Source organism: Granulicella tundricola MP5ACTX9, from assembly GCF_000178975.2.
In the GTDB taxonomy this organism is placed as follows: domain Bacteria; phylum Acidobacteriota; class Terriglobia; order Terriglobales; family Acidobacteriaceae; genus Edaphobacter; species Edaphobacter tundricola.
The window spans coordinates 3,739,539-3,753,377 of the sequence record NC_015064.1 but is presented as its reverse complement, the minus strand read 5'-3'; the positions used below and the strand labels follow the sequence as shown (position 1 = coordinate 3,753,377).

At 63.2% G+C, this 13,839-nt stretch carries 12 protein-coding genes; 3 read left to right on the top strand and 9 right to left on the bottom strand.

The genetic code is table 11. The annotated features are described in order from the left end of the window. Nucleotides 1-18: 18 nt before the first annotated feature. The 9 genes from ACIX9_RS16295 to trxB all read right to left on the bottom strand — a co-directional run bounded on the left by ACIX9_RS16295 (nt 19) and on the right by trxB (nt 5,652). Entirely contained in the window at nt 19-726 is a 708-nt protein-coding gene (locus tag ACIX9_RS16295) for a YggS family pyridoxal phosphate-dependent enzyme (protein ID WP_013581590.1), read from the bottom strand. 162 nt (nt 727-888) lie between these two features. Continuing rightward, complete coding sequence (locus tag ACIX9_RS16290) at nt 889-1,344, bottom strand: hypothetical protein (protein ID WP_013581589.1); 456 nt, start codon at nt 1,342-1,344, stop codon at nt 889-891. 160 nt (nt 1,345-1,504) lie between these two features. Beyond that, nucleotides 1,505-1,792 carry a type II toxin-antitoxin system RelE family toxin gene (locus ACIX9_RS16285; protein WP_232298736.1) on the bottom strand — a complete coding sequence of 96 codons (288 nt, stop codon included), beginning with the start codon at nt 1,790-1,792 and terminating at the stop codon, nt 1,505-1,507. Then, complete coding sequence (gene relB, locus ACIX9_RS27910) at nt 1,758-1,970, bottom strand: type II toxin-antitoxin system RelB family antitoxin (protein WP_013581587.1); 213 nt, start codon at nt 1,968-1,970, stop codon at nt 1,758-1,760. The genes ACIX9_RS16285 and relB overlap by 35 nt, the downstream gene beginning before the upstream one ends. Before the next feature lie 48 nt (nt 1,971-2,018). Continuing rightward, the gene (locus tag ACIX9_RS27425) at nt 2,019-2,804 is read right to left on the bottom strand and encodes an AAA family ATPase (protein WP_013581586.1); all 786 of its coding nucleotides are present in this window, start codon (nt 2,802-2,804) and stop codon (nt 2,019-2,021) included. 16 nt (nt 2,805-2,820) lie between these two features. Then, nucleotides 2,821-3,132 (bottom strand): type II toxin-antitoxin system RelE/ParE family toxin, encoded by a 312-nt coding sequence (locus ACIX9_RS16275; protein ID WP_013581585.1) that lies wholly within the window; start codon nt 3,130-3,132, stop codon nt 2,821-2,823. After that, nucleotides 3,129-3,425, bottom strand: coding sequence for a ribbon-helix-helix domain-containing protein (locus tag ACIX9_RS16270; protein WP_013581584.1), 297 nt, complete (start codon nt 3,423-3,425; stop codon nt 3,129-3,131). Before ACIX9_RS16270 ends, ACIX9_RS16275 begins: the two co-directional genes overlap by 4 nt. A gap of 77 nt (nt 3,426-3,502) precedes the next feature. Next, on the bottom strand, nt 3,503-4,519 hold the full coding sequence (locus ACIX9_RS16265; protein ID WP_013581583.1) for a hypothetical protein: 1,017 nt from the start codon (nt 4,517-4,519) through the stop codon (nt 3,503-3,505). Nucleotides 4,520-4,674: 155 nt separating this feature from the next. Continuing rightward, the gene (gene trxB / locus ACIX9_RS16260; RefSeq protein WP_013581582.1) at nt 4,675-5,652 is read right to left on the bottom strand and encodes a thioredoxin-disulfide reductase; all 978 of its coding nucleotides are present in this window, start codon (nt 5,650-5,652) and stop codon (nt 4,675-4,677) included. Nucleotides 5,653-5,735: 83 nt separating this feature from the next. Here trxB and ACIX9_RS16255 point away from each other — a divergent pair, with 83 nt between their 5' ends. The 3 genes from ACIX9_RS16255 (at nt 5,736) to ACIX9_RS16245 (ending at nt 13,836) form a co-directional block, all read left to right on the top strand. Continuing rightward, nucleotides 5,736-5,936 (top strand): hypothetical protein, encoded by a 201-nt coding sequence (locus ACIX9_RS16255; protein WP_041597878.1) that lies wholly within the window; start codon nt 5,736-5,738, stop codon nt 5,934-5,936. Nucleotides 5,937-6,444: 508 nt separating this feature from the next. After that, complete coding sequence (locus ACIX9_RS16250; protein ID WP_198152114.1) at nt 6,445-7,179, top strand: hypothetical protein; 735 nt, start codon at nt 6,445-6,447, stop codon at nt 7,177-7,179. A gap of 57 nt (nt 7,180-7,236) precedes the next feature. Continuing rightward, nucleotides 7,237-13,836: a beta strand repeat-containing protein gene (locus tag ACIX9_RS16245; RefSeq protein WP_198152113.1), complete on the top strand. Its 6,600-nt coding sequence runs from the start codon at nt 7,237-7,239 to the stop codon at nt 13,834-13,836. Nucleotides 13,837-13,839 lie beyond the last annotated feature (3 nt).

The window sequence follows — 13,839 nt, the reverse complement described above, 5'->3', positions numbered from 1 at the left end:
CGGGATGGGTATCCGCTTCTATGCGGAGGCTGGCGCTCGTTTGCCGAAGATGGCGGTGCCGATGCGGATGCAGGTGCTGCCCTCTTCGATGGCGGCGGCGAAGTCGTTGGACATGCCGATGCTGAGGCCGGTGAGGGTGGGGATTGTGCGCTGGGATTGGTCGCGGAGGCGGCGGAGTTCGCGGAAGTAGGGGCGGGCTTCGTCTCCGGCCTGGGCGATGTCGGCGGGCCAGGGGGGGACGGTCATCAATCCTGTGGGCCGAAGGTGGGTGAGGGACGGGAGGGCTTCGATGAGGGCGGGAAGATCTGCGGGGGCGAGACCGTGCTTGGACTCTTCGGGGGAGAGCTTGACCTCGATGTAGATGGGGAGCTTTTTGCCTAGGGCCCCGGCTGCGGCGTTGAGGCGCTGGGCGAGTTTGAGGGAGTCTACGGTGTCGATGGAGTGGAAGAGCTCGGCGGCGCGGGTGGACTTGTTGGACTGGAGGGGGCCGATGAGGTGCATGTCAAGGTCTTCCAGGGTGCCGGCGATCTCTGATTTGCCTTGCCACTCCTGGACGCGGTTTTCCCCGAAGAGGCGCTGGCCTGCGGCGTGGGCTTCCAGGAGGAGATCCACCGGGTGCATCTTGCTGACGGCCATGAGGGCCACGTCCGCGGGATTGCGGTTGGCGCGGGCGCAGGCGGCTAGGATCTGGTCGTGGAGGTGGGCTAGGTTTTCGGCTATGGACACAGGTTGAGTTTATCGTCTGCGGGGGCGGATGAAGATCTCAGCGTGATGGGTCGGCGATGCGGCTGCTGCAGAGTCGAGCGGCGCATGATCCGGGCCAGCGAGTAGATTCCAAAGTTGTTCGATGAGAGCGGGCGAAAGACGAGCGGATGGGTTGATGATGCTTCACCGTGCGTAGGCCACCCTCCACTGTCCTACTTGTTGGTAACTAAGTGAACTCTTTAGTTTTGGCTCTGCTGGCAGGCTGAGGAAACGTCTTCCGACGATGGTCCGGGTATAAGACTGGCGGCCTAGTCCAATCTGGATATCGAAGACCAGCAGCAGATCCGCATCGTGAGAGCCCCAGAAAGCATTACTGACTCGATTGAAGCTACCGATGCCATCCATCATGTCCGTCGGAAAATCGCCGGGAAGATCATTTGAGATACGCATCAGGTGATACCTGTCCGCCAGGTTTTGGAGCGATTTCAGCCTCAAGGACATGATGCGGAAATGCACTGCAAGTGCGGCACTAAAGAAGCAGATGGGGATGATGATATCGGCGATAGAGTTGCTGGAGGCGGATACTTGCATGGTTGGATTGGCGTCCATGATAGCTGAATTGAGAGAGTCAGCCAGCATTGAAAAGAGCGGTCGATTTCTACCGAAATCGATACCCCACCCTATCCGGCGACGAGGCTGTCGTCTGAGGATGGGGCACCCGAAGTTGCCGACTCATCGGCAGGAGTTCGATCCCGCATTCTTGTGCGTGGACTTTTTGCTCTTACGCGTCTTGAGGTGGTCAGGTCTTGTACACGTCTTTGCGATGGCCAATGCCGACTACCAAAACTGTGAGCCGATCTTGCTCGATGTTGCAGAGAATTCTGTAATCTCCGACGCGGTAGCTCCATAGGCCACTGAGAGCGTGGCCTAGCGGTTTACCAAAGTCTCTTACATCTGCTGCGGGAGCTATGCGAGTGCGGAGATATTTGATGATGGTTCGTTGAACGGATTTGTCGAGCCGAGCGAGATCGCGCTCGGCGTCTTCATCCAACTCAATCAGCCAGGCCAAGGTGGCGCTCGACCTCATCGAGCGTAAAGCGGCGACCGGGGCGGCTTATACGTTCCTTGGCCAGGGCAAGGTCTTCTGCATCTTCAAGGAGATTGCGGACAGCCTCAGAGACGTAGGCTTCTTTGGAGCCGCCGGTTTGACGGACGAGTTGATCGAGGTTGGCATCTAGTTCGTCCGAGATTTGGATTGCTGGCATGGCTGGCCTCCGTGCATCCTTTTGTAGGATATACCCGCGAGGTCCGAGTCAGTCGAAGAGGGTGGACTGATCGTCGGGGTCGGCTTCGGGGTTGCGGAAGAGGTCTTCGAGCATTTGGGTGCGGTCGGTGAGGAAGCGGCGGATGATGAGGTAGGGGTAGGTGCGGTCGTAGTCGATTGGTTGGAGGCGGCCTCCGTCGAAGGAGACGATCTGGGCGCCGGGGTAGCCGAGCAGGAGAGGGGAGTGGGTGGAGATGATGAACTGGGCATCCTTGTAGTCGCGCAGGGTGGCGTGGATGAGGACGAGGAAGGCGAGCTGGCGCTGGGGAGAGAGGGCGGCTTCGGGTTCGTTGAGGAGGAAGAGGCCGGAGCGGCGGAACTTGTGGTCGAGGACGGTGAAGAAGGTTTCGCCGTGGGAATGATCATGGAGCGAGACGCCGCCATAGGAGTCGCGAATCTTGCCTCCAAAACTGGAATCGCTGTCCCACTCGTCGATTTGCGTCGCGACGCTAAAAAGTGACTCGGCGCGGAAAAAGAAGCCTTCTCCTGTGCGCTTGTCGAAGCCGAGCCTGAGGGCTCGTATGAGGGGCTCCGTCGCAGCAACAGACTCGGATGTTTCGAAACGCATGTCGCGGTTGCCGCCTTCGCGGCCGAAGCCGATGTGGGCTGCGATGGCTTCGAGGAGGGTGGACTTGCCGGTGCCGTTTTCTCCGGCGAAGCAGAGGACGCGGGAGGTGATGTCGAGACGGCGGAAGGTGGAGATGGCCGGGACGGAGAAGGGGTAAGCAGTGGGGTTGGTGATGCGTTCGGGGAGGAGGGTGATGGATTTGAGCATGGGCTCGGGGGTGCGGTCAGGTGGTGCGTTGGGACATGATGGCGGTCTGGTCGCGGGCTCCGTGGAGGATGGCGATGATCTCGGGTGGGCTGGTGGAGAAGTAATAGATGCGATAAGAGGCGACGAGTAGGCTGCGGACTTCCTGGCCGTGGAGGGTAGTAAAGCGTGAATGGGCTTGCCCTAGATACGGGAATTGAACGATCAGGTTGAAGGCCCTTTGAATTTCTTCCGCGATCCTGAGCGACGGGCGGGCGGGAAGGAAACCCAAATACTCAGAGATCTCATGGAAGTCTGCCTCAGCTCTACGGGAAAAGAGTAAGGCTTTCATCGGGTTGCGACAGAAGCACTTTGCTCCTCGATCTTTGCTCGAGCTTCCAGCTCTTCCAGGAGCTTCTCCAATTTTGCTTCGATCACTTCACCGGGGACGAACTCGCCTCGCCGCAGCTGAGCGACTCCTTCATCGAGATGGGCTAGTTGGGCTTCTGTGAGTTCTGGCTCTTCTTCGTACTGAGCGACGCGCTGTTCTACGGCGTCGCGGATGAAGTCGTCCTTGGTGAAGCCGTGGCGGGCTGCCAGTTGGTCGACGGACTGCTCAAGCTCGGCGGGGAGGTTGATGGCCATGGTTGGGATTATATGCCCCGATCACCCATGTCCCAGAGGCGGGACATGGGGCACCCATGGTTCTGCTTTGTACAGGTTTAGGGTTTGGCGGGGGTGGCTGGGTTGGATTGGCCTGCTGCTGCTGCGGCGGCGTCTCGGGCGGCCTGGGCGGCGGCTTTTTCGTGGTGGAGGCGGACGTAGTGGGCGGCTATGTCGGGGTAGAACTCGCGGATGGAGGAGAATCCGATGTCACGCATGGCGGAGTAGGCGAACTTGGTGGCGAGGACGCCGAAGTCGGAGGTGCCGGCTGGGTAGTAGTTGCGGGAGATGAGCTGGGTGAGGACTTTGCCGCCGAGGCCGGCGATGTTGGGGGTCTGGCGGCCGCCGTAGGTGCGGGCTACGCCCTGGCGGGAGATGACGTAGAGGGCTCGGATGGCGATGGAGTGGCCGGGACCGAGGGGGTAGTAGCGGGTGTCCTCGTGGAGGAGGCTGGGGAGGAACCATGCGCCGAGGTAGGTGCCGTCGGTCTTGTCCAGGAAGCCGCGCCAGGTGTAGGCGTAGAAGCCGGGGACGCCTTTGCCGAGGGCGGGGTGGGAGTTGATGGCTTCGGCGGTGAGGGAGGTGATGCCGAGGAAGATGAAGGAGGAGTAGTCGAACGACTGGCGGGTGGCGACGGAGAAGTTGTACTTCCAGCCGGGGGGATGGACCGCGGAGCCGACCGAGACGGAACGGTAGTTGGGCATGAAGCCGAGGATGCGCTTGGGCTGGTGGCGGTTGAGGGGGATGGGATTGCCGTTGGCGTCGAGGTCTGGTTCGTCTGCCCAGCCGGGCTTCTTCTTGTTCTGATCGCTTTGTTTGGCGGCCTGGGCTGCGGCGTCCTGGGGGTAGCCGTCGGGGTAGAGGGTGTAATCGTAGATGTCGGCGGGAGCCAGGGAGCTGGAGAAGCCGGTGGCGACGGGGGTATCTGAGGACTCGGGGAGCTCTGGGGCCGGGGTGTTAGCGGCGAGGAGGAGCTGGGAGGGTGCGTCGGGGAGGGACGAATATGGGGCGGCGGACTGCTGGGCGCAGGCGGCGGATGCGGCGAGGAGCAGGGCTGCAGGTGCTAGAAGGCGCAAAAAACACTTCCGATCAGGCGAAGAGGATGGGATGTTGTGAGGATAGACGTGATTTGGCGGCGGGAGTTGCGAAATCGGCGGCGGGAATATGAAATCTCTATCGGCAAAGTGCGCGGGATCAAAGAGTGATCCAGCGCACTTTGCGGGGAGAGAGTTTAGCGGCCGTGCTCTTCGAGGTACTTTTCTACTTCCAGGGCGGCCATGCAGCCGGAGCCGGCGGCGGTGATGGCCTGGCGGTACTTGCGGTCCTTGATGTCTCCGCAGGCGAAGACTCCGGGGAGGATCTCGCCGTTCTTGGTGCAGTAGACGTCGTCCTTGCAGAGGATGTAGCCGTCGTCGTCGAGATCCATCATTCCGGCGAAGGCCTTGGCGTTGGGCTCGTGGCCGATGCCGAGGAACATGAAGGAGACGGGGAGGGTGGACTCGTCGCCGTTGGCGCGGTTCTTGAGGCGGAGGCCCTTGACGTCCTTTTCTTCGACTCCGAGGACCTCTTCCACGATGGTGTTGTGGAGGAAGTGGATCTTATCGTGGGCCTGGGCGCGCTCCAGCATGATGGGGGAGGCGCGGAACTTCTCAGTGCGGTTGATGAGGGTGACCTTGCTGGCGAAGCGGGTGAGGAAGAGTGCTTCTTCCATGGCGCTGTCGCCTCCACCGATGACGGCGATGTCCTTGCCGGAGGCGAAGAAACCGTCGCAGGTGGCGCAGGAGGAGACACCGTGGCCGATGAGAGCCTGCTCGGAGGGGAGGTTGAGCCAGCGGGCGGAGGCACCGGACGCGATGATGAGGGTGCGGGTGTGGACGATCTCGCCGCCGATGTTGAGCTTGATGGGGCCGCCGGGGGTGAACTCTGCGCTGGAGAGGTGGGCCATGCGGAGCTCGGCACCGAAACGGGTGGCCTGCTGCTTCATGTTCTCGATGAGTTCGGGGCCCTGGATGCCCTCGGGCCAGCCGGGGAAGTTCTCGACGAGGGTGGTGATGGAGAGCTGGCCGCCGGGCTCGTGGCCCTCGAGGACGAGGGGCTTGAGGTTGGAGCGGGCGGCGTAGATGGCGGCGGTGAGGCCGGAGCAGCCGGAGCCGAGGATGACGGTGTCGCGCGTTTCGATGGCGGCGGGGATGGAGGATTCGGGAGTCATATAGTCCTATTTAGTGTAAATGCCGAGGGGGCGGAAAGGATTCAAGGCGGGGTTTGGGGTGGATTGGGTGAAAGAATATGGGAATGGCAAATCTTGTGTTGGTTTATGGAATGCGTCTGCTTCCGGCAGATGAGGTGGTTAAGGTTGGGTCGGCTCCGGTGGAGCTTCAGAATGGGAATGAGGCGCATGTGACGATGCATGTGCTGGAAGGCAGCCGGGAGGAGATTGAGGCGCAGTTGAAGTTGAGCGTGGATGCTTTCTTTGATTTTTATCCGGAGATTTAGTGGGGCTTGGTGGGAGTGCGGGGAGCGGATTTGGTGTTGTGTTCGGACGAGTGGCCGGGAAAGCAAGGCCGGGGCTAAAGCCCCTTCTCTTATTTAGGCCCGTTGACGGGGGGCTGAAGCCCCCCTCTAATCCGAACGGCAACGGCAACGGCAACGGCAACGGCAACGGCAAGTGCAAGTGCAACGGCAAATACGGAGGTTCTGGCTTCGCCAGAATGACGACCTCTTTATACGTATGACGACCTTTTACGTATGACGACCTTTTACGTATGACGACCTTTTACGTATGACGACCTTTTACGTATGACGACCTTTTATGTATGACGGCCTTTTTACTGTGACGAAGGTAATGGCGGCTTCGGGGCGTGGTGAAACGGGGGTTGCAGGGGGCGTTTCTTTTGCGTCATTACCTTGGTGCGGGAGCGGTGTTCCAGGTTGACGCAGTGTAGGAAAAGCGCGAATGCATTGACGAAAACAGGGGTACGGAGGAATTTTACCCTTGTTGAATTTGAGCTTGAAACGGTGGACGCTGCGGTTGGTTCTGATGGGCTTTCTGGCGCTCGCGGGCGGGGTGGGTTTCGGACAGGCTGCTTCAGGACAGGCGGGTGGGCTCGATGTGCCGGCGGGGACAGTGGAGGGGGTGCTGCTGGGGATGGCGAACCAGGCGGGGGTGATCTTTGCGGGGCAGGTGGTGTCGGTTACCCGTGCGGATGGGAATGGGTATGTGGATGTAGCCTTCCGGGTGGATCAGGCAGTGCGCGGGTGTGACACAGGCGGGACGTACACGGTTCGGGAGTGGGCGGGGCTTTGGGTGGGGCAGACGGAGCGGTATCGGGTGGGGCAGAGGTTGCTGATGCTGCTGACGGCGAAGGGTGCGGGTGGGATGAGTGCGCCGGTGAATGGGATGGATGGGGCGATTCCGGTGGTGGCGAATGTGGCTCCTCCGCTGATGCGGAATGGGGTGGTGCCGGCGGATACGGGAGTGGATGAGGCGGGTGGGCTGGTGGATTTGAGATGGATTCGGGCGCGGGTTACGCGGGGGATTGGGAGCGGGACGAGTGCTGCCTCCGGGAACGCGGTGCAGGCGCAGGTGACGGCTTCGTGGGTGCCGGTTACGGGAACGCCGTTTCAGCCGATAAGTGATTGGGTAGGACCGATTGCGCCTATGCCGCCGGGCGGTCCTGGCAGCACGACGGAGCCGAGCCTGAGCTCGGTGCTGGTGCTGCTGGCAGGTCAACACTGAGGGACTTTTTTGAAGCGCACTTGTCCATGTTTGAAGCGCACTTGCACATGGCTTTTGGTGATCCTGAGCTTGCTGGTCTGGACCCAGGCTGGGCTGGGGAGTGGGCCGCGTTATGTGACGGGGCGGCCGTACTTTTTGAATGAAGGGCGTCCGATCCCTTGGGCGCAAAGTAACGTTCTTTACTACACGGACCCGGGCGGGCTGAGCGCGGCGGTGAATCACCAGGCGGCGGATGCTCTGGTGGCCTCTGCGGCGGGGGTGTGGAGCAATGTTGCGGTGGCGAATATTGCGTTGAGCAATGGGGGCTCGCTGGCGGAGCATGTGAGCAGTGGGAATGCTTACCTGGGGCCGGGTGGGATGGTGTTTCCGGCGGACGTGCAGAGCACGAACTATGGCTCGGTGCCGATTGCGGTGATCTACGACACGGATGGGTCTGTGACGGATATGCTGCTGGGCGCGGGTGCGAGCAGCCCGAGTAGTTGCCGGCAGAACGGGGTGACGGAGAGCGTGGACCGCTTCGATCCGGTGGGGTATATCCAGCACGCGATCATCGTGCTGAACGGGCGATGCACGGGTGCGGCTCCGCAGCTTCAGTTGCAGATGCAGTATCAACTGGAGCGTGTGTTTGGGCGGGTGCTGGGGGTGGCGTGGTCGCAGACGAACGACAACGTGCTGATGGGTGCTCCGACGCCTACTTATAACCAGGCGTTGAACTGGCCGATCATGCATCCGATCGACATTATCTGCGGGGCGTACACGTATCAGTGCCTGCCGAATCCGTTTACGCTGCGGCCGGACGATATCGCTTCACTGGTGCTGCTTTACCCGGTGACCGGGACTCCAGGGACTGGTAAGCAGGCGAGCTATCAGACGGCGCAGGGTGTCGCCGGGACGATCTCGTTTCCGACGGGGCAGGGGATGGCGGGGGTGAATATGCTGGTGCGGCGGAAGAGTCCGCAGGGTGTGCAGGAGGGTTGGTACGAGGGGTCGGGAGTGAGTGGGGGGATGTTCAAGACGAATAATCTTTCACCGTTTGTGGCGGCGGATCCGAGCGTGCAGGGGAGCCAGGGGACGAGCGACCAGGGCGCTTTGGGAAATTATTCCGTTGCCTATATTCCGGTGCAGACGGGCGCGATCTGGCAGGACCTGGTGATTTCGACCGAGGCGGTGAACCCGCTTTACTTTGGGCCTTATAGCCTGCAGCCGTTTGCGGCGGGCAGTGTGAGTCCTTCTGGGTCTGTGGCGATCCAGACAGCGGCGTTTGCGTATGAGGGCGGAACGGCGCTGGAGAGTTTCACGATCGGCGACGCCGCGGCCCAGTGCGGGACGGGGATGGATGGGACCGCCTTCGCGCCGGTGCCGGTGGCGGCTACGGGGTGGTGGAACGGTCTGCTGTGCGGGCAAGGTCATGCCGCGTATGGGAGCCTGGCGGTGCAGCCGGGTCGGACGCTGACGGTGGAGGTGACGGCGCTGGATGAGCAGGGCTATGCGACGACGGTGAAGGCGATGCCGGTGATCGGGGTGTTTGCGCCGGGGGATGGGGCGGGTGCGCTGCCTTCGGTGGCTTCTGCTCCGAGTGCGTTTCAGGCGAGGGGGCTGGGGACGACGACGCTGCTGGCGTCGACCGGGGCGCTGACGCAGGTGCGGGTGGGGATTGCGGATCAACGGGGCGCGGGGCGGCCGGACTTTGGGTACCAGGCTCGGGTGTTTTATGCGGATAGTCTGTCGCCGGCCACGGTGCCGGACGCGGGTGGGACGGTGACGATCAGTGGCACGGGGTTTCGGCAGGGGAACCAGGTGACGGTGAATGGAGTTGCGGTGCCGGTGGTGAGTGCGGGGGCTAATGCGATTGCGGTGTCTGTGCCGGCGATGGCTGCGGTGAATGCGACGGGTGGGACGGGCGTGGATGTGGTGGTCGCGGACCTTTCTACGGGGGCTGTGAGCACGATGACGGGTGCGCTGGTGTATCAGGCTATTGCACCGAACCAGATGAAGCTGGTGACGGCGCAGGCGGGCAGCGTATACGACGGGGATGCGACCAGCGTGCCGTTTGCGGTGCAGGTGGTGGCTGGAGATGGCGTGACGCCGGTGGCGGGGCAGACGGTGGTGTTTGGGACGAGTGCGGGGACGGTGAGGTACGGGGCTTGCGGTGGTTCGAGTTGCAGCGTGGCGACGGATGCGAATGGATTGGCTTCGACCGCAGTGACGCCGCAGAGCGCGGGTGCGGTGACGATGACGGCTACGGCGGCCCAGACGACGGGGGCGGCGCTGGTGCAGAGTGCGGGGTTTACGGCGGTGGCACAGGATGCTGCGTTGAACGTGGTGAGTACGCCGGGGGCGAGCGTGACGGTGGGGAGCGCGTCGCAGATGCCGTTTGCGGTGCAGGCTGTGAATGGGGGTGGGGGCTGGTCCGGGAATCGGCCGATTACGTTTTCCGTGACGGGGGGGGCGGCTACCTTGAGTGGGTGCAACGCGGCGCAGTGCGTGGTGACGGCGGACAATACGGGGACGGCGCGGATCAACGTGACGGCTACGGCGACGGGAACGATTACTCTCCAGGCGAAGGATGGGGATCTGACGCAGAGTGTGAGTCTGCAGGCGGTGAACGTCAGCGACGTGATGAAGCTGGGGAGCGGGCCGACGGGCACGAATCCTCTGAATCAGTGGGGGGTTCGGCTGAGTGCGCAGCTTCTGCAGGGGGATGGAGTAACGCCGGACCCGTTTGAGCAGGTGATCTACAGCGCGCCGGCGGGGCTGTTGTTCCAGGTGTGTGGGGGCTCGGTGTGTGCGTTGACGACGGATCTGGGGGGGTACGTGGGGACGTCGATGATGGCCACGCAGGCGGGGACGTATGGGATCACCATCGCGTATGGGGCGGTGAAGCAGACGTACACGGTGACGTTCGCGGTGCCGGCGCCGACGATGCGGCTGGTGAGAGTGCCGCTGGGGGCGCAGAGGGTGGGTTCGGCGACGAATGTGCCGTTCAGCGTGCAGATGCTGCAGGCGGATGGAGTCACGCCGATGACTGGAACGTATGTTGCGTTTGCCGGACCATCAGAGGCGGGAACGATTGCGGAGTGCGATCGCGATCGGCCGGCTTGCTCGCTGGTCACGGACAGCAACGGGATTACAGGTGCGAGTTTTATTCCCAACCGGCCTGGGCCGATTACGATCAGTGCTACGTTTGGGACGCTTACGCAAAGCGCGACGTTTTCCGTGGTGGGGACTACGGATGTGATGAGCGTGATTGCGTCGCCGGGAGCGGGGACGCTGACGGGCGATGCGGAGGCGTTTGTGGTGCAGGTGCTGGGGTCGAATGGGGTTACCCCGGCTGCCGGGAGAACTGTAACCTTTTCGGTTACGAATGGTTCTTTTGTGTTTTCGGGGTGTGGTTCGGCTGTGTGCAGCGTGGTGACGGATGGGAGTGGCAAGGCGGGGGTGAGCGGGGTCGCGACGGCGGCGGGGAGCGTGTCTGTGATGGCTGCGGATGGGGTGGTGACGCAGACGATGACGTTTTCTACGACGATGCGGCCGGATGTGATGCGGGTGGTGAGCGGGCCGGCGGGGTCGATGATGAGTTCTTATGCGGCGAGTCCGGTGTTTGCGGTGCAGGTGCTGGGGCCGGATGGCGTGACGCCGGCGGTGGGGCGGACGGTGACGTTCGCGGTGACGGGGGGGAGTGTGTCGTTCGGGCTATGCAATGGGGCTCCTTGTACGGCGGTGACGGATGCGATGGGGATGGCTTCGACGACGGTTACGGCGCTGAGCGCGGGGGCGACGAGCGTGCTGGCGGCGGATGGCGCGGTGTATGTGAGCGATGCGTTTACGGCGGTGCTGCCGGATGTGGTCAAGGTTGTGTCGGCTCCGGCGTCTGGGGGGTATGTGGGGGATGTTGCGGCAACCCCGTTTGTGGTGCAGGTGCTGGGTGGGGATGGGGTTACGCCGGCTGCGGGGAAGAGTGTGACCTTTTCGGTTACAAATGGGTCGGCGGGGTTTGGGCGGTGTGGGAATGCGGTGAGCTGCACGCTGGTGACGGATGGGAATGGAATGGTGAGCAGCGCGGTGACTCCGCTGGGAGTGGGGAATGTGACGTTGTCGGCGGCGGATGGGCCGGTGAATGCGACGGCTAGCTTTGGGGCGGTTGCCAAGCCGGATGTTTTGCGGATTGTGACGGCTCCGGCGAATGGGGCGTTTGTGGGGGATGTGGCGGGTGTGCCGCTGGGTGTGCAGGTGATGCTGGAGGATGGGGTGACGGCGGCGGTGGGGAAGCAGATTACGTTGGCGGTGGTGAGTGGGGCGGCGCAGCTTTCGGCTTGTGGGGTTGTTCCGTGCGTGCTGGTGACGGATGGGAATGGGATGGTGTCGACGGGCGTGACGCCGTTGGGGGCGGGGACGATTACGCTTTCGGCGGCGGAGGGTGCGATTGTGCAGAGTGCGAGCTTTACGGCGGTAACGAAGCCGGATGTGATGGTGTTGGTGGGTGGGCCGGCGGATGGGTCGATTGTGGGGAGCGTGGCGGCTGCGAGCTTCAGTGTGCGGCAGATGTTGGCGGATGGAGTGACGCCTCATGCAGGGCAGGCGGTGACGTTTGTGGGAGTTGGTGCGACTTTGACGGCTTGTGGGGGCTCGACTTGTACGGTGATGACGGATGCGAGTGGGGTGGCGCAGACGGGGGTTACGCCGGGGGTGGTGGGGATGGTTCGGTTGACGGCTACGGATGGGAGTTTGCAGCAGGCATATGGGTTTGTGGCGGCTCCCAGGCCGGATGTGGTGAAGGTGTTGAGTGTGCCGGGGGCGGGGTCGCCGGTGGGTGATCCGGCTGCGGTGGTGTTTGGGGTGCAGGTGCTGGCGGGGGATGGGTCGGGCGGGATGGCGGGGAAGACGGTGGTGCTTTCTGTGACGCAAGGGGTGGCTATGTTGACGGCTTGTGGGGCGGCGACGTGCTCGCTGGTGACGGATGGGAGTGGGATGGTGTCGACGGGGGTGATTCCGAGTGCGGTGGGGTTGGTTGGGCTGCTGGCGGCGGATGGGGCAGTGACGCAGGGGGCCAGCTTTGTTGCAGGGGCGCAGCAGCCTCATGTGTTGAAGGTGCTGAGCGTGCCAGCGGATGGTGCGGTGGCGGGGAATGCTGCGGGGACGTTTGGGGTGCAGTTGCTGTTGAGCGATGGGGTGCGGGTGGTGGCGGGGGCTTCGGTGACGCTGACGACCGCGAATGGGAAGTTGAGTGTTTGCGGCGCGGCAAGTTGCGTGCTGGATACGGATGCTGCGGGGATGGTTTCGAGCGGGGTGACGCCTGCCAGTGCGGGGGCGGTGGTGTTGAGCGCGGTGAGTGGCGGGGTGACGCAGACGGCGAGCTTCATGGCTGTGCGGGCTCCGGACAGTGTGACGGTGGTGAGTGCGCCGAGCGGGCAGGGATATGTGGGGGATGCGATGGCTGCGGCGTTTGGGGTGAAGTTGACGCTTGGGGATGGGGTGACTGCGGATAAGGGGCAGATTGTAACGTTCACGGTTACAAGTGGGAGTGCGGTGCTGGGGGCCTGCGGGGCGGCTACGTGTGCGGTGACGAGCGATGCGGGTGGGGTTGCGTCGACGACTGTAACGCCGAACGCGGTGGGGATGATGACGGTGACGGCCACGGCGAGTGCGGTGGCTGAGGGGATGGTGCAGGCGAGCTTCAAGGCTGTCCCGAAGCCGGATCTGATGGTGGTGATGGGTGCGCCTGCAGCGAATGTTTATGTGGGGGCTACGACCGTCTCGCCGCTGGCGGTTAGGGTGCTACTGGCGGATGGGAAGACTCCGGTGGTTGGGGTTGGGGTTACGTTTAGTGCAAGTGGCGCGGGGCAGGCGCAGTTTGCGGCGTGTGGGGCGGCGGTGTGCAGCCTGGTGACGGATGCGGGTGGCATGGCTTCGAGTGCGTTGGTGGGGGTTGCGCCGGGGGCGGTGACGCTGACGGCTGCGGCGGATGCTAGTACGGGGGCTCAACCGGTTTCAGCGGGGTTGGTGGTGGTGGCGAATGTGTACAAGCTTGCGGCTACGACGCCTTCGCTGTTTGTGGCTCAGGGGACGAGCTTTGCGGCGAATGTGGGGGCGCTGGCTACGATCAATGGGGATGCGGCGGGTGGAATCGGGGTGACTTGGACGGGGAACGGGGCGACTCTGCCGGGTGGGATGAGCGGGGTGACGGATGGGGCGGGGATGGTGCAGGCGCAGGTGGTGTTTGGGCCGCTGGGGGTGGGTGTGACGGGGACGGCGAAGGTGTGTGCGTGGGGGACGCAGTGTGTTTCGTTTGGGGCGGTAGGGGTGGCTTCGAGCGGGCTGGTGCTGAACGTGATGAGTGGCGGGGCGCAGGCTGTGAGCGGCGGTGCGGGGTTTGTGCCGGTGGTGATGCAGGTGACGGACCTGGCGGGGAACGCGGTGGCGGGGGCGGCGGTGACGATCTCGCAGACGGTGAGTGCGATGACGGTGGCGTGTCCGGTGCATGGGCGTTGCCCGGCGGCTCCGGTGCTGGCTTCCTCTGCCAAGACGTTGGTTTCAAGCGCTTCCGGGATGGTGAGTGTCATGCCGATGACGGTTGCGGGGACGGCTACAGAGACGAAGCTGGTGATGACGGTGGGGACTCAGGCGGAGGCTACGGCGGATGCGAAGAGTACGCCTTGAATT

Bases quoted from the DNA above. Each gene is read 5' to 3' on its own strand.
- ACIX9_RS16290 (WP_013581589.1), bottom strand. From the start codon at position 1,344: ATGCTGGCTGACTCTCTCAATTCAGCTATCATGGACGCCAATCCAACC.
- ACIX9_RS16285 (WP_232298736.1), bottom strand. From the start codon at position 1,792: ATGAGGTCGAGCGCCACCTTGGCCTGGCTGATTGAGTTGGATGAAGAC.
- relB (WP_013581587.1), bottom strand. From the start codon at position 1,970: ATGCCAGCAATCCAAATCTCGGACGAACTAGATGCCAACCTCGATCAA.
- ACIX9_RS27425 (WP_013581586.1), bottom strand. From the start codon at position 2,804: ATGCTCAAATCCATCACCCTCCTCCCCGAACGCATCACCAACCCCACT.
- ACIX9_RS16275 (WP_013581585.1), bottom strand. From the start codon at position 3,132: ATGAAAGCCTTACTCTTTTCCCGTAGAGCTGAGGCAGACTTCCATGAG.
- ACIX9_RS16270 (WP_013581584.1), bottom strand. From the start codon at position 3,425: ATGGCCATCAACCTCCCCGCCGAGCTTGAGCAGTCCGTCGACCAACTG.
- trxB (WP_013581582.1), bottom strand. From the start codon at position 5,652: ATGACTCCCGAATCCTCCATCCCCGCCGCCATCGAAACGCGCGACACC.
- ACIX9_RS16255 (WP_041597878.1), top strand. From the start codon at position 5,736: ATGGCAAATCTTGTGTTGGTTTATGGAATGCGTCTGCTTCCGGCAGAT.